The organism is Bradyrhizobium sp. CCGUVB1N3, from assembly GCF_024199925.1.
GTDB lineage: Bacteria > Pseudomonadota > Alphaproteobacteria > Rhizobiales > Xanthobacteraceae > Bradyrhizobium.
Map to the genome: position 1 here is coordinate 1,121,435 of NZ_JANADR010000001.1, position 24,850 is coordinate 1,146,284.

The 24,850-nt window shown below is 64.5% G+C and carries 26 protein-coding genes; 16 read left to right on the forward strand and 10 right to left on the reverse strand.

Annotated elements, in window-relative coordinates; translation table 11 throughout:
- Positions 1 to 7: 7 nt before the first annotated feature.
- The 4 genes from NLM33_RS05300 to NLM33_RS05315 form a co-directional block, all read right to left on the reverse strand.
- On the reverse strand, positions 8 to 1,108 hold the full coding sequence (locus NLM33_RS05300; RefSeq protein WP_254095076.1) for an ABC transporter ATP-binding protein: 1,101 nt from the start codon (positions 1,106 to 1,108) through the stop codon (positions 8 to 10).
- Positions 1,109 to 1,128: 20 nt separating this feature from the next.
- A complete protein-coding gene (locus NLM33_RS05305; protein ID WP_254095077.1) occupies positions 1,129 to 2,043 on the reverse strand; it encodes a carbohydrate ABC transporter permease in 915 nt (304 codons plus the stop codon).
- A complete protein-coding gene (locus tag NLM33_RS05310) occupies positions 2,043 to 2,981 on the reverse strand; it encodes a carbohydrate ABC transporter permease (RefSeq protein ID WP_254095078.1) in 939 nt (312 codons plus the stop codon). The genes NLM33_RS05305 and NLM33_RS05310 overlap by 1 nt, the downstream gene beginning before the upstream one ends.
- Before the next feature lie 149 nt (positions 2,982 to 3,130).
- Entirely contained in the window at positions 3,131 to 4,471 is a 1,341-nt protein-coding gene (locus tag NLM33_RS05315; protein WP_254095079.1) for an ABC transporter substrate-binding protein, read from the reverse strand.
- Between the two features lie 457 nt (positions 4,472 to 4,928).
- On the opposite strand from NLM33_RS05315, the gene NLM33_RS05320 reads away from it, so the two are divergent.
- The 3 genes from NLM33_RS05320 to NLM33_RS05330 all read left to right on the forward strand — a co-directional run bounded on the left by NLM33_RS05320 (position 4,929) and on the right by NLM33_RS05330 (position 6,791).
- Positions 4,929 to 5,723, forward strand: coding sequence for a Spy/CpxP family protein refolding chaperone (locus NLM33_RS05320; RefSeq protein WP_254095080.1), 795 nt, complete (start codon positions 4,929 to 4,931; stop codon positions 5,721 to 5,723).
- 102 nt (positions 5,724 to 5,825) lie between these two features.
- The gene (locus tag NLM33_RS05325) at positions 5,826 to 6,215 is read left to right on the forward strand and encodes a response regulator (RefSeq protein WP_254095081.1); all 390 of its coding nucleotides are present in this window, start codon (positions 5,826 to 5,828) and stop codon (positions 6,213 to 6,215) included.
- Positions 6,216 to 6,524: 309 nt separating this feature from the next.
- On the forward strand, positions 6,525 to 6,791 hold the full coding sequence (locus NLM33_RS05330; RefSeq protein ID WP_254095082.1) for a PilZ domain-containing protein: 267 nt from the start codon (positions 6,525 to 6,527) through the stop codon (positions 6,789 to 6,791).
- A gap of 105 nt (positions 6,792 to 6,896) precedes the next feature.
- On the opposite strand, the gene NLM33_RS05335 is transcribed toward NLM33_RS05330, so the two are convergent.
- Both NLM33_RS05335 and NLM33_RS05340 read right to left on the reverse strand, forming a co-directional pair.
- Positions 6,897 to 7,052 (reverse strand): hypothetical protein, encoded by a 156-nt coding sequence (locus tag NLM33_RS05335; protein ID WP_254095083.1) that lies wholly within the window; start codon positions 7,050 to 7,052, stop codon positions 6,897 to 6,899.
- Positions 7,053 to 7,204: 152 nt separating this feature from the next.
- Positions 7,205 to 7,408 carry a hypothetical protein gene (locus tag NLM33_RS05340; protein ID WP_254095084.1) on the reverse strand — a complete coding sequence of 68 codons (204 nt, stop codon included), beginning with the start codon at positions 7,406 to 7,408 and terminating at the stop codon, positions 7,205 to 7,207.
- Positions 7,409 to 7,639: 231 nt separating this feature from the next.
- Between NLM33_RS05340 and NLM33_RS05345 the strand changes: the two genes are divergently transcribed.
- A complete protein-coding gene (locus tag NLM33_RS05345; RefSeq protein ID WP_254095085.1) occupies positions 7,640 to 7,852 on the forward strand; it encodes a hypothetical protein in 213 nt (70 codons plus the stop codon).
- Positions 7,853 to 7,863: 11 nt separating this feature from the next.
- On the opposite strand, the gene NLM33_RS05350 is transcribed toward NLM33_RS05345, so the two are convergent.
- Both NLM33_RS05350 and glk read right to left on the reverse strand, forming a co-directional pair.
- Entirely contained in the window at positions 7,864 to 8,103 is a 240-nt protein-coding gene (locus tag NLM33_RS05350) for a hypothetical protein (RefSeq protein WP_254095086.1), read from the reverse strand.
- Positions 8,104 to 8,202: 99 nt separating this feature from the next.
- Complete coding sequence (glk, locus tag NLM33_RS05355; RefSeq protein WP_254105659.1) at positions 8,203 to 9,180, reverse strand: glucokinase; 978 nt, start codon at positions 9,178 to 9,180, stop codon at positions 8,203 to 8,205.
- Between the two features lie 213 nt (positions 9,181 to 9,393).
- Between glk and pncA the strand changes: the two genes are divergently transcribed.
- Positions 9,394 to 10,014 (forward strand): bifunctional nicotinamidase/pyrazinamidase, encoded by a 621-nt coding sequence (pncA, locus tag NLM33_RS05360; protein WP_254095087.1) that lies wholly within the window; start codon positions 9,394 to 9,396, stop codon positions 10,012 to 10,014.
- A 67-nt stretch (positions 10,015 to 10,081) separates the two neighbouring features.
- Here the strand turns inward: pncA and NLM33_RS05365 are convergent, their stop codons facing one another.
- Positions 10,082 to 10,288: a hypothetical protein gene (locus NLM33_RS05365; RefSeq protein WP_254094631.1), complete on the reverse strand. Its 207-nt coding sequence runs from the start codon at positions 10,286 to 10,288 to the stop codon at positions 10,082 to 10,084.
- Positions 10,285 to 11,388: an IS5 family transposase gene (locus NLM33_RS05370; protein WP_254094633.1), complete on the reverse strand. Its 1,104-nt coding sequence runs from the start codon at positions 11,386 to 11,388 to the stop codon at positions 10,285 to 10,287. Before NLM33_RS05370 ends, NLM33_RS05365 begins: the two co-directional genes overlap by 4 nt.
- A 126-nt stretch (positions 11,389 to 11,514) precedes the next feature.
- On the opposite strand from NLM33_RS05370, the gene NLM33_RS05375 reads away from it, so the two are divergent.
- The 11 genes from NLM33_RS05375 to ilvD all read left to right on the forward strand — a co-directional run bounded on the left by NLM33_RS05375 (position 11,515) and on the right by ilvD (position 24,698).
- Entirely contained in the window at positions 11,515 to 12,639 is a 1,125-nt protein-coding gene (locus NLM33_RS05375; RefSeq protein ID WP_254095088.1) for an alpha/beta fold hydrolase, read from the forward strand.
- Between the two features lie 84 nt (positions 12,640 to 12,723).
- Complete coding sequence (locus NLM33_RS05380) at positions 12,724 to 13,431, forward strand: hypothetical protein (protein ID WP_254095089.1); 708 nt, start codon at positions 12,724 to 12,726, stop codon at positions 13,429 to 13,431.
- A gap of 179 nt (positions 13,432 to 13,610) precedes the next feature.
- Positions 13,611 to 15,644, forward strand: coding sequence for an NAD(+) synthase (locus NLM33_RS05385; protein ID WP_254095090.1), 2,034 nt, complete (start codon positions 13,611 to 13,613; stop codon positions 15,642 to 15,644).
- Between the two features lie 30 nt (positions 15,645 to 15,674).
- Complete coding sequence (locus NLM33_RS05390; protein WP_254095091.1) at positions 15,675 to 16,061, forward strand: GrlR family regulatory protein; 387 nt, start codon at positions 15,675 to 15,677, stop codon at positions 16,059 to 16,061.
- A 373-nt stretch (positions 16,062 to 16,434) separates the two neighbouring features.
- The gene (locus NLM33_RS05395) at positions 16,435 to 17,256 is read left to right on the forward strand and encodes a sugar phosphate isomerase/epimerase (RefSeq protein ID WP_254095092.1); all 822 of its coding nucleotides are present in this window, start codon (positions 16,435 to 16,437) and stop codon (positions 17,254 to 17,256) included.
- Positions 17,257 to 17,286: 30 nt separating this feature from the next.
- Positions 17,287 to 18,924, forward strand: a complete 1,638-nt coding sequence (locus tag NLM33_RS05400; protein ID WP_254095093.1) for an ABC transporter substrate-binding protein — start codon at positions 17,287 to 17,289, stop codon at positions 18,922 to 18,924.
- Between the two features lie 3 nt (positions 18,925 to 18,927).
- Positions 18,928 to 19,911, forward strand: coding sequence for an ABC transporter ATP-binding protein (locus NLM33_RS05405; protein ID WP_254095094.1), 984 nt, complete (start codon positions 18,928 to 18,930; stop codon positions 19,909 to 19,911).
- Positions 19,908 to 20,900 carry an ABC transporter ATP-binding protein gene (locus NLM33_RS05410; protein ID WP_254095095.1) on the forward strand — a complete coding sequence of 331 codons (993 nt, stop codon included), beginning with the start codon at positions 19,908 to 19,910 and terminating at the stop codon, positions 20,898 to 20,900. The genes NLM33_RS05405 and NLM33_RS05410 overlap by 4 nt, the downstream gene beginning before the upstream one ends.
- Positions 20,900 to 21,829, forward strand: a complete 930-nt coding sequence (locus tag NLM33_RS05415; protein WP_254095096.1) for an ABC transporter permease — start codon at positions 20,900 to 20,902, stop codon at positions 21,827 to 21,829. The genes NLM33_RS05410 and NLM33_RS05415 overlap by 1 nt, the downstream gene beginning before the upstream one ends.
- Complete coding sequence (locus NLM33_RS05420) at positions 21,826 to 22,686, forward strand: ABC transporter permease (protein WP_254095097.1); 861 nt, start codon at positions 21,826 to 21,828, stop codon at positions 22,684 to 22,686. Before NLM33_RS05415 ends, NLM33_RS05420 begins: the two co-directional genes overlap by 4 nt.
- Before the next feature lie 161 nt (positions 22,687 to 22,847).
- The gene (gene ilvD / locus NLM33_RS05425; RefSeq protein ID WP_254095098.1) at positions 22,848 to 24,698 is read left to right on the forward strand and encodes a dihydroxy-acid dehydratase; all 1,851 of its coding nucleotides are present in this window, start codon (positions 22,848 to 22,850) and stop codon (positions 24,696 to 24,698) included.
- The last annotated feature ends 152 nt before the right edge of the window (positions 24,699 to 24,850 follow it).

A 24,850-nucleotide genomic window follows, 5' to 3' on the forward strand; every position in this document is an offset into this window, starting at 1 on the left:
CCGGCCATCACAGCACGAGGCCGGTCGCCTCGTTTAGCAGGTGCATGTTGTTGAGGTCCATCGCCAAACGCATAGGTGCCCCGTCCTTGGCGCCGGCATTGGGATTGACGCGGCCACAGACCGGCGTGCCGTCGAGGGTGAAGTAGACCAGCGTCTCCATGCCCATGGGCTCGGTGACGTCGAGCACGGTGTCGAACGTCTCCACCCCGGGCTCCAGATGCGCATGCGACTCGGTGAGGTGCTCCGGGCGGATGCCGAGCTGCAGCTTGTCGGTGCGCGGCAGCGCGTTGTAGCGCGAGGCGCGCGCAGGCGGCAGCCGGAAGGAGACGCGGTCGTTCAGGCGGATGTTGAGCTGGCCGCCGACGTCCTCCAGCCGGCACGGCACGAAGTTCATGGCGGGCGAGCCAATGAAGCCTGCGACGAAGCGCGTCGCCGGCTTGTGGTAGAACTCGTTCGGCGTGCCGATCTGCTCGATGCGGCCCTTGTTCATGACCACGACGCGGTCGGCCAGCGTCATCGCCTCGACCTGGTCGTGGGTGACGTAGACCGTGGTGGTCCGCACCTTCTGATGCACCTTCTTGATCTCGATCCGCATCTGCACGCGCAGCTTGGCATCGAGGTTGGACAACGGCTCGTCGAACAGGAAAACCTTCGGATTGCGCACGATGGCGCGCCCCATCGCGACGCGCTGGCGCTGGCCGCCGGAGAGCTGCTTCGGCTTGCGGTCGACCAGGTCGGTGATGTCGAGGAGCCGGGCGGCTTCCGTCACGCGCGCCTTGATCTCGGCCTTCGGATAGTGCTTCAGGCGCAGCCCGAACGACATGTTCTCGGCGACCGTCATGTGCGGATAGAGCGCGTAGTTCTGGAACACCATCGCGATATCGCGGTCCTTCGGCGGCACGTCGTTGACGACGTCGCCTCCGATCGTGATATCGCCGTCACTGATGTCCTCGAGCCCTGCGATCATGCGCAGCGTGGTCGACTTGCCGCAGCCCGACGGGCCCACCAGCACGATGAACTCGTGGTCGGCGATGTCGAGGTCGATGCCGCGCACCGCCTCGACGTCGTCGTAACGCTTGACCACCTTGCGCAAGGAAACGTCAGCCATGAATCGTCAACCTCTCGATTTCAACCCTTTGTCGCACCGGCCGTCAGGCCGGCAATGTAGTAGTCCATCAGGAAGGCGTAGATGATCAGCGGCGGTGCCGCACCGAGCAGCGCGCCGGTCATGATCTGCCCCCAGTTGAAGACGTCGCCCTTGATCAGCGTCGTGGTGATGCCGACCGGCAGCACGAACTGGTCCACGGATGTCGTGAACACCAGGGGATAGAGGAACTGCGCCCAGGACACCGTGAAAGCAAAGATGGTCGCTGCGATCAGCCCCGGCAGGGCAACCGGAATGAAAATCCGCGTCAGCGTCTGGAGCCAGGACGCGCCGTCAATGATGGCGGCCTCGTCAAGCTCTTTCGGGATCGAGGCGAAATAGCCGATCATGATCCAGGTGCAGAACGGCACCGTCAGCGTCGGATAGATGAACAGCAGCACATACCATCTGTTGAGCAGTGGAATGCCGGTCCACTCCTGAACGGTCGCGAAGACCTTGAAAAGCGGGATGAACAGCAGGCTGTCCGGGATCAGGTAGGTCAGGAAGACCCCGGTCGCCAGCGTCGCGGAGCCCCAGAACTTCATCCGCGCCAGCGCAAACGCGGCCGGAATGCTGATCAACATGGTCACGATCACCACCACGATCGAGACCATCGCCGAATTCCAGAAGAAACGCAGAAACTGGTTCGAGGTCAGGAGCTCGAGGTAATTCGACAGCGTTGGATGAAACACCCACCAGGGGTTGGTGGCGGCGGAGATTTCCGCGCTGGTCTTCAGCGAGGCGATCAGCATGTAGAGCGGCGGCGTCAGCGAGAAGATCGCGAACAGCACGAGGAAGAAGTAGGACCAGCGTAGCGCCCAGGCGCGGTCGCGGCTCATGCTGCCATAGTTCTTGACGTTGCGCCGGGGGCCGGCCTTGTCGATCGCGAGCGTGCTCATCAGGACTCGTTCCCGCGTTTGGAGACGTCGCGCAGGATAAAGATCGCGGCGACGGCGAGGATGGGGACCATGAACAGCGAGACGCTGGCACCGAGCGGAATGTCGCTGCTCTCGATTCCAACCCGGAACGCGTAGGTGGCAAAGATCTGGGTCTGGTCGAGCGGCCCGCCCGAGGTCAGGATGCGGACGATGTCGAAATTGGCGAAGGTGACGATCAGCGAGAACAGCGTCGTGATCGCGATGATGTTGCGCATCATCGGCAGCGTCACGTACCAGATCCGCTGCCACCAATTGGCGCCGTCGATCGCGGCGGCCTCGTAGAGCTGCTCCGGCACCGATTTCAGCGCTGCCAGATACATGATCATGAAGAACGGCGCGCCGTACCAGACGTTGACCAGGATGACGGAGAAGCGCGCCCACGCGGCATCGCCGAGCCAGGGAATCGGGCCGATGCCGAACAATGAGAGCGTGTAGTTGAACGCGCTGTAGGAGGGATCGAACAGCCAGAGCCAGGCCAGCGTGCTCATCGCCGGCGGGATCACCCACGGCACCAGTAGCATGCCGCGCCATTTGCGCTGGCCCTTGGCCGGAATGTTGTGCACGAAATGCGCGACGATGAAGCCGATCAGCGCCTTGAAGATCACCGCGGTGATCGCGAAGATGCAGGACTGCTTGACCACCATCCAGAACGTTTCGCGCTTGAACAGGAAGGTGAAGTTGCCGAAGCCGACAAACCTCTGCATCGACTTGTTCAGCGTCGCGAGGTGGACCGAGTACAGAGCAGGATAGAGCACGAGCAGTGCGATCAGGAGGATCAACGGCAGCGTCAGGAAGAATGCAACGGTCGATTTCCGCCTCAATGCATTGTGCAGACCCGTCCGTTTGCGTGCGCTCGCGGTGCCGGCAACGCGACCGTGCTCAACGACGACATCGGCCATGTCAGTTCCCTTGGGTCAAGCTTCCTTGCAGAATGTCCAGCGATGAAGCCGGCGCGCGCGTGTCGGCTTCATCAGATCACGTCCATCGAACGGCGGGTTGCCCTGGCGGCTCACGCGAGGATGCGTGAACCGCCGCGGCACACCCCGGCTCAACTTCGCATGAAGCCCTCGCACTCGCCCTCGGCCCAGGCGAGCGTGTTCTCGAGCTTCTCCCCTTGCGCAAAGCGCAGCGCCATCTTGGTCAGGGTTGCCTGCGCATAGATCTGCTGGGCGATCTTCGGTGGCGCAGGAGCGGCCGCGATCGACAGCGTCTGGTGATTGTAGGGATTGGGATAATGATAGAGCGTGCCCTTCGGCGGCCCTTCCTCGGCCCAGGTCTTCAGCGTCGTCATGTTGGCGTAGGCCGGCAGATCGTAGCCACCGCTCGCCGCGACGAATTTCTCGATTGAAGACGTCTGCGACAGATGGGTGAGCAGGCTCTTGGCAGCTTCCTTGTTCTTGGAGAAGTTCCAGAGGCCCCAGAAATAGGGCAGGAACGGTGCAAAGCGGCCCTTGGGACCCGCCGGGAAGCCGTGGGTCCAGCATTGCTCGGCGACCTGTGGCGCGTCGCGCTTGGCAACCGCCCAGGCGCTCGGCGGATTCATGATGAGGGCGCCGCGCCCCGAGATCAGCCATTTGTTGTTCGAGGCATCGTCCCAGGACGGTGCGTCCGGCGGCAGGAAGGCGATCAGCTTCTTGTAGTATTCGAGCGCCTGGCGAACCTGATCGGTCTTCGCCGTGATGTCGCCCTTGGAGTTGACGAGCTCGGCGCCGAATGACTGGAAGATGGCGCCGGCCGTATCGACGCTGTCGGTGGTCTCGCCAAGACCGATGCCGAACGCGAATCCCGCCTTCTGGCAGGCCTCCGCCGCCTTCAGGAAGGTGTCCATATTCCAATTGTCGGCCTTCGGCGGCGCGCCCACTGGGTACAGCTCCTGAACGTCGATGCCCGCGTGCTTCTTCATCAGATCGATGCGGGAGCAGGGCCCCTTGATCTGGCTTCCCGGAGTTGCAGGGACGGCAAGCCATTTGCCGGCGGCCTGGCCGAGATATTTGACGGTGCCGTTCACCTCGCCGTTCTGCTTGATCGCGGCCTCGACAACTTCATTCACCGGTTCGAGCTGCTCGGCATAAGCATGCGGCCACCAAGTGTACATCTGAAGAATGTCATGACCGGATTTGGCCTGCGCTTCGGCGGCAACGGTCAGCTCGATCTTCTTGTTGTTGCTGGTGATGTAGTCGATGGAAACCTCGACCTTTTCCTTCGCGGCCCACTCGTTGACGAGAGCCCTGGAGGTGTCGATGGCGCCGGGCACCCAGTGGTCCCAGAAGCCGATCGAGAGCTTGCCGGCGGCGTAGGCGCCGCGCACATAGGGCGCGGTGATCAGGGCTGCGGAGGACATGGCAGTTGCGGCCACAAATTGTCGCCGCGTGAACTTCTTGCGTGACATCTCGTTTCCTCGCTCTGGCATTTGTTGTTTTGCTTTTTGTTTTTTTGTTTTTCTTGCCGTCGCCTCGCGTGGCTAGTCACGCGAGCCGCGGAGAATTGGTAGCGCGATCAGATCAGAATTGATCGCGTCTGTCGAGAAATCCCACGCGCACGTTTCTTGAACTAACGTTGAGTCCAAGAGCGCGGCAGCTCCACGTCGCGCGCGCGTCGAAGTGTTGAACCTGGACGGCGCCTTTTGCGACGCACACTGTGGTCGGGATGGGCGAAGATCGTTCGAGCGCAATTACGCCGCAGTTCCGAATAAACCTGAACTAACCGGTTCGCAGGACAGACTTTTCGGATGTGGAGGGTCGCTCCTCGATCTGGACCGGCGACGTGAAAACGCTAGAGTTCCACCGGCAGACCTTTTGCGCGATTCCACCCACCGAGCAGCCAATCAGATCGACATGGAGACCAGAATGATCAACCCGACGCCGCCCGCGCGGCTTCGCCTGCGACGATGGTTCGCGCTCGGGTCAGTCGTTGCGTTGCTGCTGGGCGCCGCTTGCGTCGCCAATGCGCAGGGCCTGGTCAAAGGTGTTCAGGAGGGCGCGGCCGCCGGCAACAAGGCGGCAGGCCCGGTCGGTGGCGTGCTGGGCGGCGCGATTGGCGGCGTGGTCGGTGTCTTCACCGGCGTGCTCGGGGTCGGCAACAACAACCAGGCGCCGGCCAACAAGGATGCAAGCAAGGACGCGAAGCAGCCGGGGGCCGACAAGGGCGCTGACGCAAAGGGTGCCAAGGACGCGAACAAGGACGCCAAGAGTGGCAAGGCGAGCAAGACCGCCAAGGCCGCCAAGGACGCACCGAAGGACGCGACAAAGGACGTCACCGTTCTCACCCAGAACGGCGCGCCGCAACTCACCGCCGAGCAGATCGTTGCCAACAGCGATTCCTATATCGAGCGCATCAAGACCGAGCTGAACCTCACGCCCGACCAGGAGAAGCACTGGTACGGTTTCTCCAGCTCTATGCACTACCTCGGGCATAATGGCGCGGAGCGGCTCAACCTGCGGATTGCCCGCGCCAAGCGCGATCCGCCGGACGATATCATCGAGCAGATGCGCAACGAGGCGCAGTTCCTGATCGACCGCGCCGCCGACCAGCGCAACGTCGCCGATGCCGCCGAGCCGCTGTTCTCGAGCCTGGATGACAAGCAGAAAGAAGTCTTCATCCAGGAGATGGTCCGCCTCAGCCACGAGCGCGGCCTGGATTGATCGGCGTTCGAATAGGAATTGTCGCGCTCGATTGCCACGAACTCGTGAATCCCCGCAGCGAAGCAGTTATGATTAGCTGCACGCAATGGCTGCGGGGTTGAAATGACGACGGGCGCACTCTCCGTTTTCCTGGTCGAAGACGAGGCGTTGATCCGGATGATGATTGCCGACATGGTGGAGGAGCTTGGCCACCATGTTGTCGCTGAGGCCGACAATGTTCAGGACGCAAGCGCCTTCGCGATGACGGCGCAATACGATCTGGCCATTCTCGACATCAATCTCATGGGGCTTTACGTCGATCCCGTCGCAGACCTGATCGAGCGCCGCGGCAAGCCGTTTCTGTTCGCCACAGGTCACGGGCCGGAGCTGCTGCCGTCCCTGCTTCGGCGCAGGCCGATCCTGCGCAAGCCGATTTCGGTCGACCAACTCAAGGCGATGATCGACTCTCTTTTTCCCGGCTCGCCGGCCGCCTCGAAAAGCGGATCGGCCTGACGCGCGCTTGCGGGCGAATAGCCGGGCAACCTTGCCCTGGGGTAGGTGGAAGGCACTGCGCCCGGCTATCCTGCCGCAGCGGCGCGGCCCGCCCAATTCGTCACGGGAACTTGAAGAAAAGCGGACCGATTCACGCCCGACCTGTGGCCGAGCTGCGGTCTTGTCGGGAACCCGCGACGAGGGCCCGTGATTGGCCGTCACGCGACCCGCCATCCCATTGCATCGCACAATGAGATGACCCCGGGAAACCCGAGGATTGTGCAATTTGTTTAGGCAGTCCGGCTAGGCTTGAATCAAGGCAGACGGCGCATGGACGACAAACGAAAGTATCCCCGTATCGACATCGAAGAGCTGGCCTATGTCTCCGCGGGCGGCTCGGTGATGAGCTGCGTCGTGCGCAACATCTCGCCTGCCGGCGCGGCGATCGACGTCGACAATCCCGCCTTCGTTCCCCAGCGTTTTCGCCTCGTCATCGCGAAGGACTCCTCGGTCCACGATTGCCGGGTGATCTGGATCCAGAAGAACCGGATCGGGCTCGCCTTCGTTGGCCCGGAGGAGCCGGCGCGCCGCTCCTGAATTGCATGCGGGCCGAAAACGAAAAATGGCCGCCCGAGGGGCGGCCATTCGATCAATGCCTCGCGATGAAACTGGCTTAAAGAATGTCTTTAATCGTCGCTCGTTTCACATCAAGCCGGCGCCGAGGTCGATGCCGCTCGCCATCAGGCTGAACGAGGCAAGCAAACCAGCGCAGCAGAACAGCAGGATGGTCTTGAAGGAATTGTCGATCGAACGGATTTCGATGCCGGCCGGAGCCGAGGCCAGTGACAGCATGCTCATGTCAGTTCCCCCTGTGTTGATCCTGAATTGCATCAGGTAGGGGAAATCTCTAGCCCAGAAAGTTTGATACGGGATTGCCAGGCATCCTTAACGAAATCGCAATCGACACCCGACTCCGCGGCGGCGGGCCGGCAGGGTGGACGTCCCCGGAATCAGTCGCGGCCCGTTCCCAGCACCTTGGCGATGGTCCGCGCCGTCATCGCGGCCCGGTCGGAGGCACGCTGCACGGCTAGTCGATCCCTGGCCTTTTCCTCGATCAGGAGATCGATGAGCGCCAATCGCCTGTCCTCGTCCACCGCCTCGGTCAGCAACCGGTGATAGCGATGGTAGTCAAATCCTAGATCCTGCTTACGCATGCCACGCCCCCCGCACCGCACACACGCACCACGGGCGAATTGTTTCTCAAGCGACGGCAGCGGACAAGCTGGAACTCGCGTCCGGTGAGGTGAATCGATGCATTCAGCTGTGGATAGCGCCGCGCGGCTTGCGCGAGATCAGCAGCAGATCGCGCTTCCGCTGTGAGTGAGATCACAGCGCTCTCGCCCGCCGGGGCCTATAGCTGAGGGGCAGGGCATTGGAATACGAGAATGCAAGACGAGTTCGATTTCATTTCGATCATTGTCGCCGTCTGGGTGGCCGGCTATGTCGCCATCATGCTGGACTACCTCGCCCAGGCCGAGCTTGGCTGGTCGCTCGCGCAGTTGCGCGGATGGGCGTGTCTGACTGCTGTTCTGATCGCACTCGTGACGCTTGCAGGCACGCTCGGCCGCAAGCTCGGCGAGCTTGGCAGGCGTCGCTAGCAGACGACGGATCATTTGCTGGCGTCCGCCGCATCCATGCATTTCAACACGAAGGCGGCGCGGTCGCGCAGCAGGATCTTGGCCTGCTCCGCCTTGAGGCCGCAGGCGCGCTGCTTCAACTGCTCGGCGCGGCGATGCTCCGCCGCGTCGCGATACTCCGGCGCGACCGTCGCTGGATCGACCAGTCTTTGCGCAAAAGCGGGGGTCATCAAAACAAACGAAATCGCAATGATCCGGATCAGGTGATTCACAAAAGCCTCCCCAAGCCCACAAACCCGGTAATCCTAACACGGCCGGGACGGCTGGCTGTGAGGCGTTTCACGCTCGACGCCGCAATCGAGGGGCGAGGCTCACGCCGTGCTGTGATCGCAAAAGGCCTTCAGGCCTGCAAAGCTCGCGTCGGGCTTGACGATGATGGCGGTCGGAATGGGGTGCAGGTAGTCCCGGAAACGCCCCTTGGCTTCAAAACGCTCGCGGAACGCGGAGGCGGCCAGAAATTTCGGGAAACGCGGGACGATGCCGCCGGCGATGTAGACGCCGCCTCGGGCACCGAAGGTCACCGCCAGATTGCCGGCGACTGAGCCGAGGATGGCGCAAAACATCTCGAGGACCATGCGGCTCAGGTCGCAGCTGCCGTCGAGGGCGGCCGTGGTGATGGCCGCCGCATCGCGTTGTGGGGCCTTCACACCATCGACCTCGGCGACCGCCTCGTAGAGGTTTTGCAGCCCCGCACCGGACAGCGCGCCCAGTTCGATCTCAACATGGCCCATGCGCCGTCGCATCGCGGCGATGACACGCTCTTCGCGTTCCGTCTCCGCGGGCAAGGTCGCGTGACCCGCTTCAGTGATCACGGCCACCCGGGCACCGTGACGCTCAACGAGGCAGGAGACGCCAAAGCCCGTGCCGGGTCCGAGCACCAGCAGCGGCTCGCCGGCCGCGCCAGTCTGGGTATCGAGCCGGAACAGGTCGGCAGGTTGCAAGGCCGGCAGCGCCCAGGCCAGCACCTCGAAATCGTTGAGCACGTGAACGGCGTCGAGGCCAAAGCCCTCGCGGAGCTCCGTCCCATCGATGATCCAGGGACTGTTGGTCATGACGCAGCGGTTGTTCACGACGGGACCCGCGACGGCGAGCACGGCGGTGCCGACGCCTGCGCCCTTGGCCTGGCGGGCGAGGAAGTCGGCCATGGCGGCGCGGACGGTGGGGAAGTCGGCGACCCGCGCATAGGTGACCGGCCCGATCCGGCCGTCCTCCTCCATCAGCGCGAACCGCGAATTGGTGCCGCCGATGTCGGCGAGCAATGCGCAACCTCTTGTCGTCCGACTGGTCATGTCCTCGTGGCCGCCGCGTCCACCGTCATAGGTGATCGCGGGAACCTTTGTCTCCATTGCTTCGCGGTCAGATTCGCATACCACCGCGGCTTGATGATGTCGTCAACGTCGATGCGGGCGAACCGTTGCGCCGGCAGCAATCCGCCCGCGATAGGCGGTTGCGAAGCGCCGCCGGAAGATCGACATTGAGGCGAGACCGGGTGGAGACCAGCGATGAAGATATCCGACCGGGACGTCCTGCTCGTAATCGACGTCCAGAACGACTTTTGCACCGGCGGGGCTCTGGCCGTTCCGGGTGGCGAGAAGGTGGTGCCCGCCATCAATCGTATCGCCCAAAAATTCGCCAATGTCGTGCTGACACAGGACTGGCACCCCGCCGATCACATCTCCTTCGCCTCCAACCACCCCAACAAGCGGCCGTTCGAGGCCATCGATCTCGACTACGGTCCGCAGGTGCTGTGGCCGACCCATTGCGTGCAGGGCACCGCCGGCGCCGAATTCCATCGGGACCTCGACGTCCGCCGGCCAAGCCTCGTGGTCCGCAAGGGTTTTCGCCGCGGCATCGATTCCTATTCGGCGCTGTTCGAGAACGACCACAAGACCCCGACCGGGCTGCTCGGCTATTTGCGCGAGCGCGAGCTGAAGACGGTGTTCGTCGCGGGCCTGGCGCTGGATTTCTGCGTCCGCTTTTCGGCGGAGGATGCCCGCAAGACAGGCCTTGAGGTCGCGGTGATCGAGGATGCCTGCCGCGGCATCGATCTCGACGGCTCGGTTGCCGCCACCCATAACAGCTTTAGCAGGCTGTTGAAGAAGTCTTCGAGCGACGCGCGATAAATGGGATGTCGTCGCCATTAAGGAGGCAGATTTCACCTTCGAGTGAGCCGTCATCCCGCAGTTCGGCCTAGCCATCACCGTTGGCTGGCTCCATTTCGTCGTTTCCCTGCCAGCCGAACTGGACGGCATCGCCGTCACAGGCTCCATGAATGCAGCCCGTGAGGCAATCGAAGGCGAACTCGCCGCCGTCGTCATCGAACAGGATGTAGGCGCCCGCCACGGCCATGTCGTAGCCTGGTGTCTCGACGACCCGCCATCTACCTCGGATGCTCATGCCGGTGCCGCCAGAAGCTTGGGCAGCCGGATCAGATTATAGGCCGCAAGCGCCAGGACGAAGACGGCATCCACCCGGTCGCGGCCTCGCAGCTTGACCTTGGCCAGGCCAGCGGAACTCTTGATCCAGCCGAAGACTTCTTCGATGCGTTTGCGGCAGCGTTGGCTGATGTCATAGCCGTCGTGACGCGTGGTACGCGCGTCGACCGCCGTCTTGCGCCGCTTGCCGGTCTTACTCAGATGTCCATTGATCGCGATATGCGGAGTAACCGATCTATCTCTCAGGTCATGCACGAACTGCGTGACGTCGTAGGCTTTGTCCGCCCCCAGAGTGACCCGCTTCGCACACCCGCGCCTGTCGATCATGGCAAGCGCAATCTCTCGTTCGGCGGTGCCAGTAGCTTGGCTCACTCCACCTAAAACCGCCAAACCATTGCGGTTCTCCATCAGCGCATGGCCCATATAGCAGAGTTTGGCCGGCTGGCCGTCGCCCTTTTTATAGAGCCTGGCCTCAGGATCGGTCGTGCTCTCATGGGTCTCGTTGGATCGCTTCTCCTTGTGGAAGCTGCGCTCGGCATTGCGTCCCGGACCGTCCTGATCTTTGTCGCTGCCATCCTTCCTCCGGAAGCTCTTGATCGAAGCCCAGGCTTCAATGAGCGTGCCGTCCACCGAGAAGTGATCGCTCGACAAAAGACGCTTCACCTTCGGCTGCGCCAAAAGCGCGTTCAAGAACTTGGCCGCAATCTCACCTTCAAGCAGCCGGTCGCGGTTCTTCGAGAAGGTTGAATGGTCCCAAACCGCATCGTCCACCCCAAGCCCGACGAACCAGCGGAACAGAAGATCGAACTCCATCCGTTCCATCAGATGCCTTTCCGAGCGAACCCCATAGAACGCCTGTAGGAGCATCGCCCGAAGCAGTTTCTCCGGTGCGATCGAGGGCCGACCGAAGTCCGTGTAGAGCTTGCCAAACTCCCCAGAAAGATCGCCCAGCGCCGCATTTGCCAGATCCCTGATCGCCCGCAGCGGGTGGTCGACGCGAACCCGAGCCTCCAGGTCAACATAACTGAACAGCGAGCCAGACCGTTCGTCACTTCCCCGCATCGTGCCACCCCAGCAAAATCCTGATCCTAGGGAATCACGATCCAAAACGCTTCGCCAGAGACTTCTTCAACAGCCTGTTAGGGCGCTCGGCATTCCCGTCGTCAGCATCGAGGCGTTCTTCTAAAGATGGCGCAAGCGACCAAGAAACCGCCGACGCCTACAGGATCCGGGCCGGGCCCGGATGATCCGCTGCTGTGGCCGTTTGCAGCAGCTAAAGTCGCCATGGATGCCGCGTTCTGGTGGCTGGAGCGCAGCTCGCCCGAACCGCGCGAGACGGAGCTGCCCTGGACCACGCCCAGCAAGGTCGCGCTGGAGCTCGCGACCATGCGCCTGCGCGACTCTACGACAAAGCGCACCGGCCCTGCGGCGCTGGTCTGCGCGCCCTATGCCCTGCACCGCGCGCTGATCGCCGATTTTGCGCCCGGTCACAGCGTCGTGGAGTCTCTGCATAAGGGCGGGGTCGATCGGGTCTATCTCACGGACTGGCGCTCGGCGTCATCAGAGATGCGCTATCTCTCGATCGACAGCTATCTCGGCGACCTCAACGTTGCGATCGACGAGATTGGTGCGCCGGTCGACCTCATCGGCCTGTGTCAGGGCGGCTGGCTGTCGCTGCTCTACGCCGCGCGCTTCCCGGACAAGGTGCGCCGCCTGGTGCTGGTCGGCGCGCCCGTTGATCTCGCGATCGAGTCCGCATTGTCGCGGCTCGCGCGCAATGCGCCGGAGCTGGTCTACGACCAGCTCGTGGCGCGCGGCGGCGGCAATGTCAGCGGCGAGGAGATGCTGCGCTTCTGGTCGAGGTCGCTAAGTCCTGAAGATATCGCGGTCGCGTTGCAGAGGAGCCTGGCGGACGAGGGCGGTGCTGAGCTCCTCGAACGCTTCAACCGCTGGAACGAGGAGACGCTCAATCTGCCGGGCAGCTATTATCTCCAGATCGTCAACTGGATCTTCCGCGAGAACCGGATCGCGGCGGGAGACTTCGTCGCGCTCGGCAGACGAATCGATTTGAAGGATGTGAGAGCGCCCATCTTCCTGCTCGCCGGGCTCGACGACGAGGTCGTGCCGGCAACGCAGGCGCTGGCGACGGCTGATCTCGTGGGCACGCCCCCGGTGTTCATCGCGGCGGCATCGGAGCCGTCGGATCATCTCGGGCTGTTCATGGGCGCGCGGACCCATGCTCATGCCTGGCCGCGCATCACCGAATGGCTGCGTTCCGATCTCGGCGGCGGCGTTCTCGCGCGCAGGGCCTGAGCGGTATCACCGGACGGCGCCGGTCTTGATCCCGGTCAAAGCCGTCGGAGTGACATGGAGCCTAGAGTGTGACGTGGAGGCTCCATGAGGCTCAGCACGCTCTTGGCCGCTCTGGTGCTCGCGACTGCCTCGCTGTCGCAGGCGCTCGCGCAGGCCGACAACATGCGCGCCGACAAGGCGATGTCCGAGCTAATGGGCGCTCTTCAGCTCCAGCACATCAAATTGTGGTCCGCCGGTCGTCTCGGCAACTGGCCGCTTGCGACCTATGAGCTCAACCAGATCGAAGCCGGCCTCGGGCGTGTGGCGCAACCGGCGGGCCGCGCCGATCAAGCCGCCGCGGCCGTTCAGGCCTTGCGCAGTGCCGTCGATGCCAAGGACGCGACGGTGTTCACCAAGGCCTATGGTGATCTGACCAATGCCTGCAATGCCTGCCACCGCGCCGAGGGATATGGCTTCATCACGCTTCAGGTGCCGACGAGTTCGCCTTTCACGGATCAGCTCTTCGTCGACCAACTCGCCGAGGCGCGCTGGCTTGCGCGCTCGATCTGCGGCAACTGCCATGTGGTTTTCGACAAGCCGAACGATCGGCCGGAGTCGCGCATTCCGGCGCCGAGCTTCCCCGACCTCGCAAGCCGGCCGTCATTCTCCAGCGACGACCTCAGGCAGCTCCTCACCTCCGGTCATCGTTACCTCGGACCGAACCAGTCCATGCCGAACCCGCGGCTTGCCAGCCATCAGGTCGAGGCCATCGTCGCGTTGTTCGAGACGCAACGTGCCGAACGCGCCCGGTAGGGGCCGCCTCCACGCTATTCCGCCAAAGGAACGGCCGCGGCATCCACGGGGTGCGGCGGCCGGAAGTGGAGTAGGGAGGATGTTTAGCAGAGCGGTTATGCATGATTGGGAATTGCGTGCATTGATCCACGTCAATCGGCTAAGAATGGTTCGCAACTGAACGGAAGGTCCCGCGCGCCATGAGCTTTCACTCGATCTACGCCCACGGGTTTGCGCGCGTGGCCGCCTGCGTCACCACCTCGCATGTGGCCGATCCCGCCGCCAATGCGAAGGCGATCGTCGCGGCCGCGGGCGCCTGCCATCAGCAGTCGGTGGCGGTCGCCGTGTTCCCTGAACTGTGCCTGTCCGGCTATGCGATCGAAGATCTCGTCATGCAGGACCCGCTGCTCGATGCGGTCGAGCGGGGCCTTGAGGTGATCGTCGAGGCGTCGTCGGCCCTGATGACCGTGCTGATCGTCGGCGCGCCGCTGCGCCATGGCGCGCGCATCTACAATTGCGCGGTCGCTATCCATCGCGGCGGCATTCTGGGCGTCGTTCCCAAGACTTATCTGCCGACCTATCGCGAGTTCTACGAAGGCCGCCACTTTGCCTCCGGCGCCGGGATCGTGGGTGAGGAGATCGCGGTCGGCGGCGTGCGCGCGCCGTTCGGCGTCGATCTGCTGTTCGCGGCGGAGGACGTCACGGGCCTGACAATCGGTGTCGAGATCTGCGAGGACATGTGGATCCCGGTGACGCCAGCCTCAGAGCTGGCGCTTGCCGGTGCGAGCGTGCTGATCAACCTCTCCGGCAGTCCGATCACGATCGGCCGCGCGCGGTCGCGCGCGCTACTCTGCCAATCGACCTCCGCGCGCTGCCTCGCCGCCTATGTTTATGCGGCCGCGGGCGCCGGCGAGTCGACGACCGATCTGGCCTGGGACGGCCAGACCTCGATCCACGAGAACGGCGTGCTGCTGGCCGAGGGCGAGCGGTTTCGGCAGGGCGGACAGATCACGACCGCCGACGTCGATCTCGACCTGCTGCGGCAGGAGCGTTCGCTGATGGGAACGTTCGACGACAATCGTCGTCAGCGCGAGGCAAGCTTCCGCAAGATCACCTTTGCCTTGAAGCCACCGGTTGGCGATATCGGCTTCCTGCGCAAGGTCGAGCGCTTCCCCTTCGTGCCGAGCGACGAGCATCTGCTCGAGCAGGACTGCTATGAGGCCTACAACATCCAGGTCGCCGGTCTCGTGCAGCGGATGCGTGCGACGGGGACAAAACGCGTCGTGATCGGCGTGTCGGGCGGGCTCGATTCCACCCACGCCCTGATCGTCGCGGCCAAGGCGATCGACCTGCTCGGTCTGCCGCGCGAAAACATCCTCGCCTACACCATGCCGGGCTTTGCCACCGGCAGCGAGAGCAAGACCAACGCGCTCGCGCTGATGAAGGCGTTGCAGACGACCTGGCAGGAGCTCGACATCCGCACCACGGCGACGCAGATGCTGAAGGACATCGGTCATCCCTTCGGCAAGGGCGAGAAGGTCTACGACATCACCTTCGAGAACGTGCAGGCGGGGTTGCGCACGGACTATCTGTTCCGCCTCGCCAACCATCACGGCGGCATCGTCATCGGCACCGGCGACCTGTCGGAACTCGCGCTCGGCTGGTGCACCTATGGCGTCGGCGACCAGATGGCACATTACAACGTCAATGCAGGCGTGCCAAAAACGCTGATCCAGCATCTGATCCGCTGGGTGATAGCATCGAAGCAGTTCAGCGATGACGTCAACCATACGCTTGCGTCGATCCTCGCGGCCGAAATCTCGCCCGAGCTGGTGCCGGTCAAGCCGGGCGAGAAGCCGCAGAGCACGGAGGCCGCGATCGGGCCGTACGAGCTGCAGGATTTCAACCTGTTCTACACGCTGCGCTACGGGTTCCGCCCGTCCAAGATCGCCTTCCTGTCGCTGCATGCGTGGAAGGATGTTGCCGGGGGCGAGTGGCCGCCGGCGTTCCCGAGCGATCGGCGCAAGGCTTATGCGCTGGCCGACATCCGCCACTGGCTCGAAGTGTTCCTGCGGCGGTTCTTTGCCTTCAGCCAGTTCAAGCGTTCGGCGATGCCCAACGGTCCAAAGGTCTCGGCCGGCGGCTCGCTGTCGCCACGCGGCGACTGGCGTGCGCCATCCGACTCCAGCGCCGCTGCCTGGCTCGACGACCTCGAGCGCAACGTACCCAAGTGAGGAACACGAACGAAAAAAGAGGATAGGCTGATGGCGGCCGTGCCTTGGCCGGAAACGGCCAACGATCACACCGGGGTCGTCAACGGCCTCTATATGTTCGAGATCGAGATGCGCGACGGCAAGCGCGGCCAGGCCAAGGGCGTCGCCGTGCTCTGCGACGGCCGCATCATGGGCGGCGACAGCTATTTCTACTATACCGGCCACTACACCTTCCGGAACGGCAAGTGGCGCGGCGAGATGACGGTCAATCAGCACACCGAGGCGGTCGGCAAGTCGCTGGCGTTCGCCGGCAAGGAGGTCACCTGCGGTTTCTCCGGCGGCTATTCCGCCGGCGGCGCCGAGGTCGAAGGCATGGCGCTGGTCGGCAAGACCAGTGTGAGCTTCACGGCGCGGCTGACGCTGAAAGAGGCGATGTAGGCTTGGCGGCGTATCGTCGCACATGATCTCAGCCGCATGTGCTCTGAAGAGAGCACGAGGTCCGGAGTGCCTAGGAGTCCGGACCTCGTGACTTCATCCCCCGCCCCATGAGGCCCCCGCCCATGTGACGCGGCCAGGAAAATGAGATGTGCGTTGGCCGTCGGTCGCGCGGAAATACGCGAAATTGTCGGGCGTTGCTATCCGCGTCATTACGGACGTGAACTGCTGTCTCAGTGCGACGCACGCGTGTGCTTTGGCCGACGCGATGTCCACATCTACCTGAACGTCTGGAACCTGCCTTTCACCGGCATGTCACTGAACTGCGTTAGCGCTGCTCCCCGTCATCACGCGATGGCCAAGGGAGTTCCAGAACATGTCCGCTGTGCTGCCCGTACTGGGCGCTGCCCTGTCCATCAGATCGATCCCTGCGCACCGTGACTGGCTCCTCGAACGCCAGCGCGACCTCGAGATTCAGGATTTCTTCCGCGCCGATCTCCTCGACAGCGATTGGCGTACGACGGCGAGCGAGATCAGGCAGATGCTCGTGGGCCACACCGGCCGTCTCGGCATCCACGGCCCGTTCTGGGGTTTCACGATCGACAGCCATGATCCGATGATCCGCCAGGCCGTTACGAAGCGACTGCTCCAGGGCCTCGACGCCGCCGAGTTTCTCGGTGCGACGCAGATGGTGATCCATTCGCCGTTCACGACCTGGGATCACAACAATCTCGATCTTTATCCTGAAAGCCGCGGCAACCTGGTCGAGCGGGTGCGCGCGACGCTTGCCGAAGTGATCGCGCGCGCCGAGCAAAGCGGCTGCGAGATCGTGATCGAGAACATCGAGGACAAGGATCCCCGTGATCGCGTGCGCCTCGCGAAAGCGCTCGAAAGCCCAAGGGTGCGCGTCTCGCTCGATACCGGTCATGCCAACTACGCCCATGTCTCAACAGGCGCGCCGCCGGTCGATTATTACGTCGATGCGGCCGGCGACATGTTGGCGCATGTGCATCTCCAGGACACCGACGGTTTTGCCGACCGCCATTGGGCGCCGGGGGAAGGCAATATCCGCTGGCCCGCCGTGTTCCGTGCGCTGGGGCGCCTCAATTCCAATCCGCGGCTGATCCTCGAACTGCGCAATCACGATCACGTCCGCGCGGGAGCGGCCTATCTCAAGTCGCTCGGTCTCGCTGAATAGCCAATACCAACAAGGGCAGGGGTCATCGTCATGAGCAAGCTCACCCGTCGAACCATCCTGAAGTCCGGCGCAGGCGTTGCCGGCACGCTGCTTCTACCGCGGTTCTCGATCGCGCAAGGCGACAACCGTCCTTCGGTGACGATCGCGGTGCAGAAGGTGACGAACGCGAACGTGCTCGATGTGCTGCGCGAGCAGTCGAACGTCGGCGAGCGCGTGTTCTTCTCCTCGATCTGGGAAGGCCTGATCTCGAAGAACTGGCGCGGCAATCTCGAGGCCGTGCCGGGGCTTGCGACCGAATGGCGGCGCATCGACGACAAGACCGTCGAGGTGAAGCTTCGTCAGGGCGCGAAATTCCACAATGGCGACGAGCTTACGGCGGAGGACGTTGTCTTCACGTTCAGCCGCGAGCGCATGTTCGGCGAGACCGAGGCCAAGAGCCGCTCCACAATCCAGGCGTTCGAAAAGATCCCGACGCCGCGGCCCGGCAAGGAATTGCCACCGGACGTTCCGGCGGTCGCCCGTCGCATCTGGCCGGACCTCGTCCGCGTTGATGCCGTCGACAAGTATACCGTGCGCTTCTACAACGCGACCCCCGACGTCACGATCGAGGGCCGGCTACAGCGTTACGGTTCCGACATCATGAACCGGCGCGCCTGGGACGAGGCCGCGAGCTATCTCGACTGGGCGCGCAAGCCGATTACGACCGGACCCTACAAGGTCGTCGAGCTCAAGCCCGACGTATCGCTCACGCTGGAAGCACACGACGAATATTGGGGCGGCCGTCCGCCGCTCAAGCGCATCCGTTTCCTCGAGGTGCCTGAAGTCGCGAGCCGCATCAACGGACTTCTGTCGGGCGAATATCAGTTCGCCTGCGACATTCCGCCGGACCAGATCGCCGGCATCGAGAAGAACGCCGCGTTCGAGGTGCAGGGCGGCACCATCCTCAATCACCGCCTCACCGTGTTCGACAAGAACCACGCCCAGCTCGCCAATCCCCTGGTGCGTCGCGCCTTCACCCATGCGATCGACCGCCAGGCGATCGTCGACAGCCTGTGGGCCGGCCGCACCCGTGTGCCGAAGGGGCTGCAATGGGAGTTCTACGGCGACATGTTCATCGCCGACTGGAGCGTGCCGACCTACGATCCGAAGCTCGCGCAGGATCTGTTGAAGCAGGCAAACTACAAGGGCGATCCCATTCCCTATCGCCTGCTCAACAACTACTACACCAACCAGGTCGCGACTGCGCAGATCCTGGTCGAGATGTGGAAGTCGGCTGGCCTCAACGTGCAGATCGAGACCAAGGAAAACTGGTCGCAGATCATGGAGCGCGGGGATACGCGCGCGGTGCGCGACTGGTCGAACTCCGCGGCCTTCAACGATCCCGTATCCTCGATGGTCGCCCAGCACGGGCCGAATGGCCAGCAGCAGCAGATCGGCGAATGGACCAATGCGGAGCTGAACAAGCTCTCGGAGTTCCTGGAGACCTCGACCGATCGCGAGGCCCGCAAGAAGGCATTCCGTCGCATGCTGGAGATCGCCGAGCGCGAGGACCCCGCCTACACGGTGCTGCATCAGAACGCGACCTTCACCGCCAAGCCGAAGTCGATCAAATGGAGGGCGGCGCCGGCATTCGCGATGGACTTCCGCGCCGGCAATTTCGAGGCGTAAGCCGTGTCGCCGCTGGTCAGCATCGAGGCGTTGAGCGTCGCCTTCAACGGCGTGCCGGTACTGCACGGCGTTGATCTCTCCTTGCGGAAGGGCGAGGCCGTCGGCCTCGTCGGCGAATCCGGATCGGGCAAGTCTGTCACCTGGCTGGCCGCGCTCGGGCTATTGCCGCGCCACGCGCGCGTCTCGGGCTCGGTGCGGCTGGATGGGTGTGAGATCCTCGGCGCTCCCGCCGCGATACTCGATCAGATCAGGGGCGGGCGTGTCGCCATGATCTTTCAGGACCCGGCGAGCGCGCTCAATCCGGTGCTGACTATCCGCAAGCAGCTCTGTGAAGCCCTGGCGCTGCACCGCGATCTCTCGGGCGACGCGCTGAAGGCGGAAGCGCGGCGGCTGTTCGATCTCGTCGGCATTCCCGACGCGGCGCGGCGGCTCTCGGCCTATCCGCATGAATTCTCCGGCGGGCAGGTCCAGCGCATCATGATCGCGATGGCGCTGGCCGGAAATCCCGACTTGCTCGTCGCCGACGAGCCGACCACCGCGCTCGACGCAACTATCCAGGCGCAAATCCTGGAGCTGCTCTCCGCGGTGCGCCGCGAGATGGGCATGGCGATGGTGCTGATCAGCCACGACCTTGGCGTGGTCGCCGAAAACTGCGACCGCGTCGCCGTGATGTATGCGGGCCGCATTATCGAAGAGGCGCCGGCAGCGGCGCTGTTCGACGATCCCTGGCACCCCTATGCCCAGGGTCTGATCGGCGCGCTGCCGCCGCTGGACGGGCCGCGTCGCAGACTGACGGCGATTTCCGGGACCGTTCCCGACCCGTCAAAGATGCCGGCGGGCTGCGCATTTGCGCCGCGCTGCGCTTTGGCAGTCGAGCAGTGCGGCATCAGCACGCCCAGCCTCGCGCCGCTCGGCGATGCGCGCGCCGTGGCCTGCATCCGCGCCGAGGCCTCGCGTCGTGCGCTGCTTGGGATCGCCGCGGAATGAGCGCGCCGCTCGTCGAGGTCGCCGCGATCTCGCGCACCTACACGATGCGCACGGGGATGTTCGGCCGGAGCACTGCGGTTCGCGCGGTCGACGGCGTGTCGTTCTCCATCCGCAAGGGCGAGACCCTCGGCCTCGTCGGCGAGTCCGGCTCGGGCAAATCGACGACAGGGCGCGTCGTGCTCGGGCTCGAGGCGCCTGACCGCGGCGTAGTGCGGTTCGACGGCAAGCCCATGGCTGCGTTGGGGACATCGGAATGGCGCGCGCAGCGTGCGCGCACGCAGATGATCTTTCAGGATCCGCTGGGGGCGCTCGACCGCCGGCTGGCCGTTGCCGAGCAGATCCGCGAGCCACTGGATATCCATGGCCTCGGCACCAGAGCCGAGCGTGAGGCGCGCGTGCACGAGCTGTTGAGGTCCGTCGAGCTCAGCGCGCAACACGGCCGGCGCTATCCCGGCGCGCTGTCGGGCGGGCAGCGCCAGCGCATCGTGCTGGCGCGGGCACTCGCGACAAAGCCGGATTTCCTGGTCTGCGATGAGCCGGTCAGCGCGCTCGACGTCTCGATCCAGGCGCAGGTGGTGAACCTGCTCGCCGATCTCCAGGCACAGCTTGGATTGACCATGCTGTTCATCAGCCACGATCTGCGCGTCGTCAGGCAGATCAGCAATGTCGTCGCAGTGATGTATCTCGGCCGCATTGTCGAAACCGGGAGCGCCGACGATCTCTTCGCACGGCCGGAACACCCGTACACGCAGGCGCTGGTCTCGGCTTCGCCCGCGCCCGGCCGCCGCAGTGCGGGCCGTATCGTGCTGGCGGGCGATCCACCGAACCCGGCCGCGCGCCCTTCCGGCTGCGCATTCCATCCGCGCTGCCCGCGCGCGATTGCGCGCTGTGCGACCGAACTGCCGGCGCTGACGTCCGTTGCGAGCGACCGGCAGGTCGCCTGCCATCTCGTGACCGGGCCGCAGGCGCAGAGCCGGGACGCAGCGTGATGGGGCGTTATTTCGCCATTCGCATCGGACGCGCGCTGCTGACGATCATCCTCGTCGTCACCTTCGCCTTCGTCGTGCTGCGCCTCTCCGGCGATCCCTCGTTGATGATCCTGGGGCCGGAAGCACCACCGGAGGTCCTTGCCGCCTTCCGCAAGGCCTGGGGCCTCGATGACCCCATCTGGATACAGTACATCGACTATTTCGGCGCCATCGCCAAGGGCGAGCTCGGCCGCTCCATGCGCGACGGCCGGCCTGCAATCGAGCTCGTGCTGGAGCGGATTCCCGCAACACTCGCGCTGACACTGCCGGCCTTTGCCTTCAAGGTGGCGCTCGGCATTCCCGCAGGCATCTATGCCGCGCTGCATCGCGGCTCGGCGATCGATCGTGCGGTGATGATCACGGCGGTTGCAGGCTTCACCGTACCAAGCTTCGTGCTGGCGCTGCTGCTCGTGCTCGTGTTCGCCGTGCAGCTCGGCTGGTTGCCCTCGGGCGGGCAGGACAGCTGGCGCCATGCGATCCTTCCCATTGCAACGCTCAGTCTTGGCGGCGCCGCGGTGCTGGCGCGCTTCACCCGCAGCGCGATGCTGGAGGTGCTCGGCCAGCCCTATGTCCGCACCGCCTCCGCCAAGGGCGTGCCCTGGCACAAGGTCGTTATCTCGCATGCGCTGCCGAACGCGGCGATCCCGACCGTGACCGTCCTGGGCTTCATGGTGGGAACGCTGATCGCGGGCGCGGTCGTGGTCGAGAGCGTTTTCGCCTGGCCGGGCGTCGGGCGGCTGCTCGTCGTTGCCGTGGCCAACCGCGATCTGGCCGTCGTGCAATGCATCCTGCTGCTGGTCGCGCTGACCATGGTCGCGTCCAATCTGGTCGTCGACTTCCTGTACGGCTTCCTCGATCCGCGGCTCCGCATGAAGGGAGCCCAGGCATGACCGACGCGACGCTGAAGGACATCGCCATCCGTCGCCGCATCAGCCTTCCGGCCATTCCGGTGTCGGTCGGGCTCGCGATCACCTGGATCGTTGCGATGCTTTTGATCGCGGCGCTTGCCGAGAGAATCGCGCCCTACGGCTTCACGCAGCTCGACCTGCGCAACCGGCTGGCGGCGCCCGGCAATGTCGCGCACTGGCTCGGCACCGACGAGCTCGGCCGCGACGTGCTGTCGCGGCTCCTGGTCTCCATCCGGATCTCGCTCCTGATCGCTTTCGGCGCCACCGCGATCTCGGCCGTCGTCGGCACCACGCTCGGCTTCCTCGCCGCGCATTTCCGTGGGGCGACCGAGCAGCTCGTGCTGATGCTGTCCGACTTCCAGGCGAGCATGCCCTTCCTGATCATGGCGCTCGCGGTGCTCGCCTTCTTCGGCAATTCGCTGCCGCTCCTGATCGGCCTGATGGGTCTGTTCGGCTGGGAGCGCTACGCCCGCATCGCGCGGGGCCTGGCGATCTCGGCCAATGCGCAAGGTTATGCCGCCGCCGTCCGGCAGCTCGGCGCGACGCCGGCGCGAATCTATCTCAGGCATATCCTGCCCAACATCGCCTCGACCCTGATCGTCTCGACCACGCTGGTCTTTCCCGAGGTGATCCTGCTCGAATCCGGCCTGTCCTTCCTTGGCCTCGGCGTGCAGCCGCCGATGACCAGCCTGGGCAACATGGTCGGCTATGGCCGGGAGTACCTGACCCGGGCTCCCTGGATCATGCTGGCGCCGGCAACGACCATCGTCGTGACCACGCTCGCCGTCTCCATCATCGGGGACTGGCTGCGCGACCGGCTCGATCCCACCCTGCAATAGGCCGCGCCGGGAGCAGGGGAGGCCTGCGGAAGGCCCCATCCCGGCGGGTTGGGCCAAGTTCCCGTTGCGCAGCTCCAGCCCGTGCGCTATCCGGCCGGAAAGGCCTGAGGCGGCTTCCAAATTTCCCGCCCCGGCCGGCCCCAACCAGGACGGAAACCGCCATGCCAGCCTATCGCTCCCGCACCACCACTCACGGCCGCAACATGGCGGGCGCACGCGGCCTCTGGCGCGCGACAGGCATGAAGGATGCGGATTTCGGCAAGCCGATCATCGCGGTGGTCAACTCCTTCACCCAGTTCGTGCCCGGGCACGTCCACCTGAAGGATCTCGGCCAGCTCGTCGCGCGCGAGATCGAGCAGGCCGGCGGCGTCGCCAAGGAGTTCAACACCATCGCGGTCGACGACGGCATCGCCATGGGCCATGACGGCATGCTCTACAGCCTGCCGTCGCGCGAATTGATCGCCGACAGCGTCGAGTACATGGCCAACGCCCATTGTGCCGACGGCCTCGTCTGCATCTCCAACTGCGACAAGATCACGCCCGGCATGCTGATGGCGGCGCTGCGGCTCAACATTCCCGCGGTGTTCGTCTCGGGCGGCCCGATGGAGGCCGGCAAGGTCAAGCTGCACGGCAAGACGCATGCGGTCGACCTGATCGACGCGATGGTCGCGGCCGCCGACTCCAAGGTCAGCGATGACGACGTCAAGGTGATTGAGCGCTCGGCGTGCCCGACCTGCGGCTCCTGCTCGGGCATGTTCACGGCCAACTCGATGAATTGCCTGACCGAGGCGCTCGGTCTGGCTCTGCCCGGCAACGGCACGGTGGTCGCGACCCATGCCGACCGCAGGCGCCTGTTCGTCGAGGCCGGCCATACCATCGTCGACCTCGTTCGCCGTTACTACGAGCAGGACGATGCTAGCGTGCTGCCGCGCAACGTCGCCAACTTCAAGGCGTTCGAGAACGCGATGACGCTGGATATCGCGATGGGCGGCTCGACCAACACCGTTCTGCATCTGCTTGCGGCTGCCCATGAGGGGCAGGTCGAGTTCACCATGCGCGACATCGACCGGCTCTCACGGCGCGTGCCCGTGCTGTGCAAGGTCGCTCCTTCCGTTGCCGACGTTCACGTCGAGGACGTGCACCGCGCCGGTGGCATCATGGCCATTCTGGGCGAGCTCGACCGCGCCGGCCTGATCGACACCAAGGTCTCGACCGTGCACGCGCCGACCATGGCGGACGCGCTGGACCGCTGGGATGTCAAGCGCTCGAAGAGCGAGACGGTCCGCACCTTCTATCGCGCCTCGCCCGGCGGCATCCCCACGCAAGTCGCCTTCAGCCAGGAGCGCCGCTACGACGAGCTCGATCTCGACCGCGAGAAGGGCGTGGTGCGCAACCTCGAGCACGCCTTCAGCAAGGACGGCGGGCTTGCCGTGCTCTACGGCAACCTCGCGCAGGACGGCTGCATCGTGAAGACAGCCGGCGTCGACGCCTCGATCCTGAAATTCTCCGGGCCCGCGCGCGTGTTCGAGAGCCAGGACGCCGCGGTCGAGGGCATTCTGGGCGGCAAGGTCGTCGCCGGCGACGTCGTGGTCGTGCGCTATGAAGGACCGCGCGGCGGGCCGGGCATGCAGGAGATGCTCTATCCGACCAGCTACCTGAAGTCGGTCGGCCTCGGCAAAGCCTGCGCGCTCGTCACCGACGGCCGTTTCTCCGGCGGCTCCTCAGGGCTCTCGATCGGGCATCTGTCGCCGGAAGCCGCCGAAGGCGGCAATATCGGCCTCGTGCGCGACGGCGACCGCATCGCGATCGACATCCCGAACCGCAGCATCCAGCTCGAGGTCTCCGACGAGGAGCTGGCCAGGCGCCGTGCGGCGGAGGAGGCGAGGGGCGATGCGGCGTGGCAGCCGCACAATCGCAAGCGCAACGTCTCGACTGCGCTGCAAGCCTACGCCGCACTGACCACCAGCGCCGCGCGCGGCGCGGTGCGCGAGGTCAAGCGCCGCACGAACTGAGCGGCGCTATCGCACGCCGCGATCCGTGGGTCACGGCGTGCATGGTCAATGATGCGTTAGCGGCCGGTCAGAATTGTCCGGTCGCATTAAGGATGCCCCGACGAACTTTCAACGATGTGGATTTCGCAGCGTATACTGCTGCGTGCCGACCC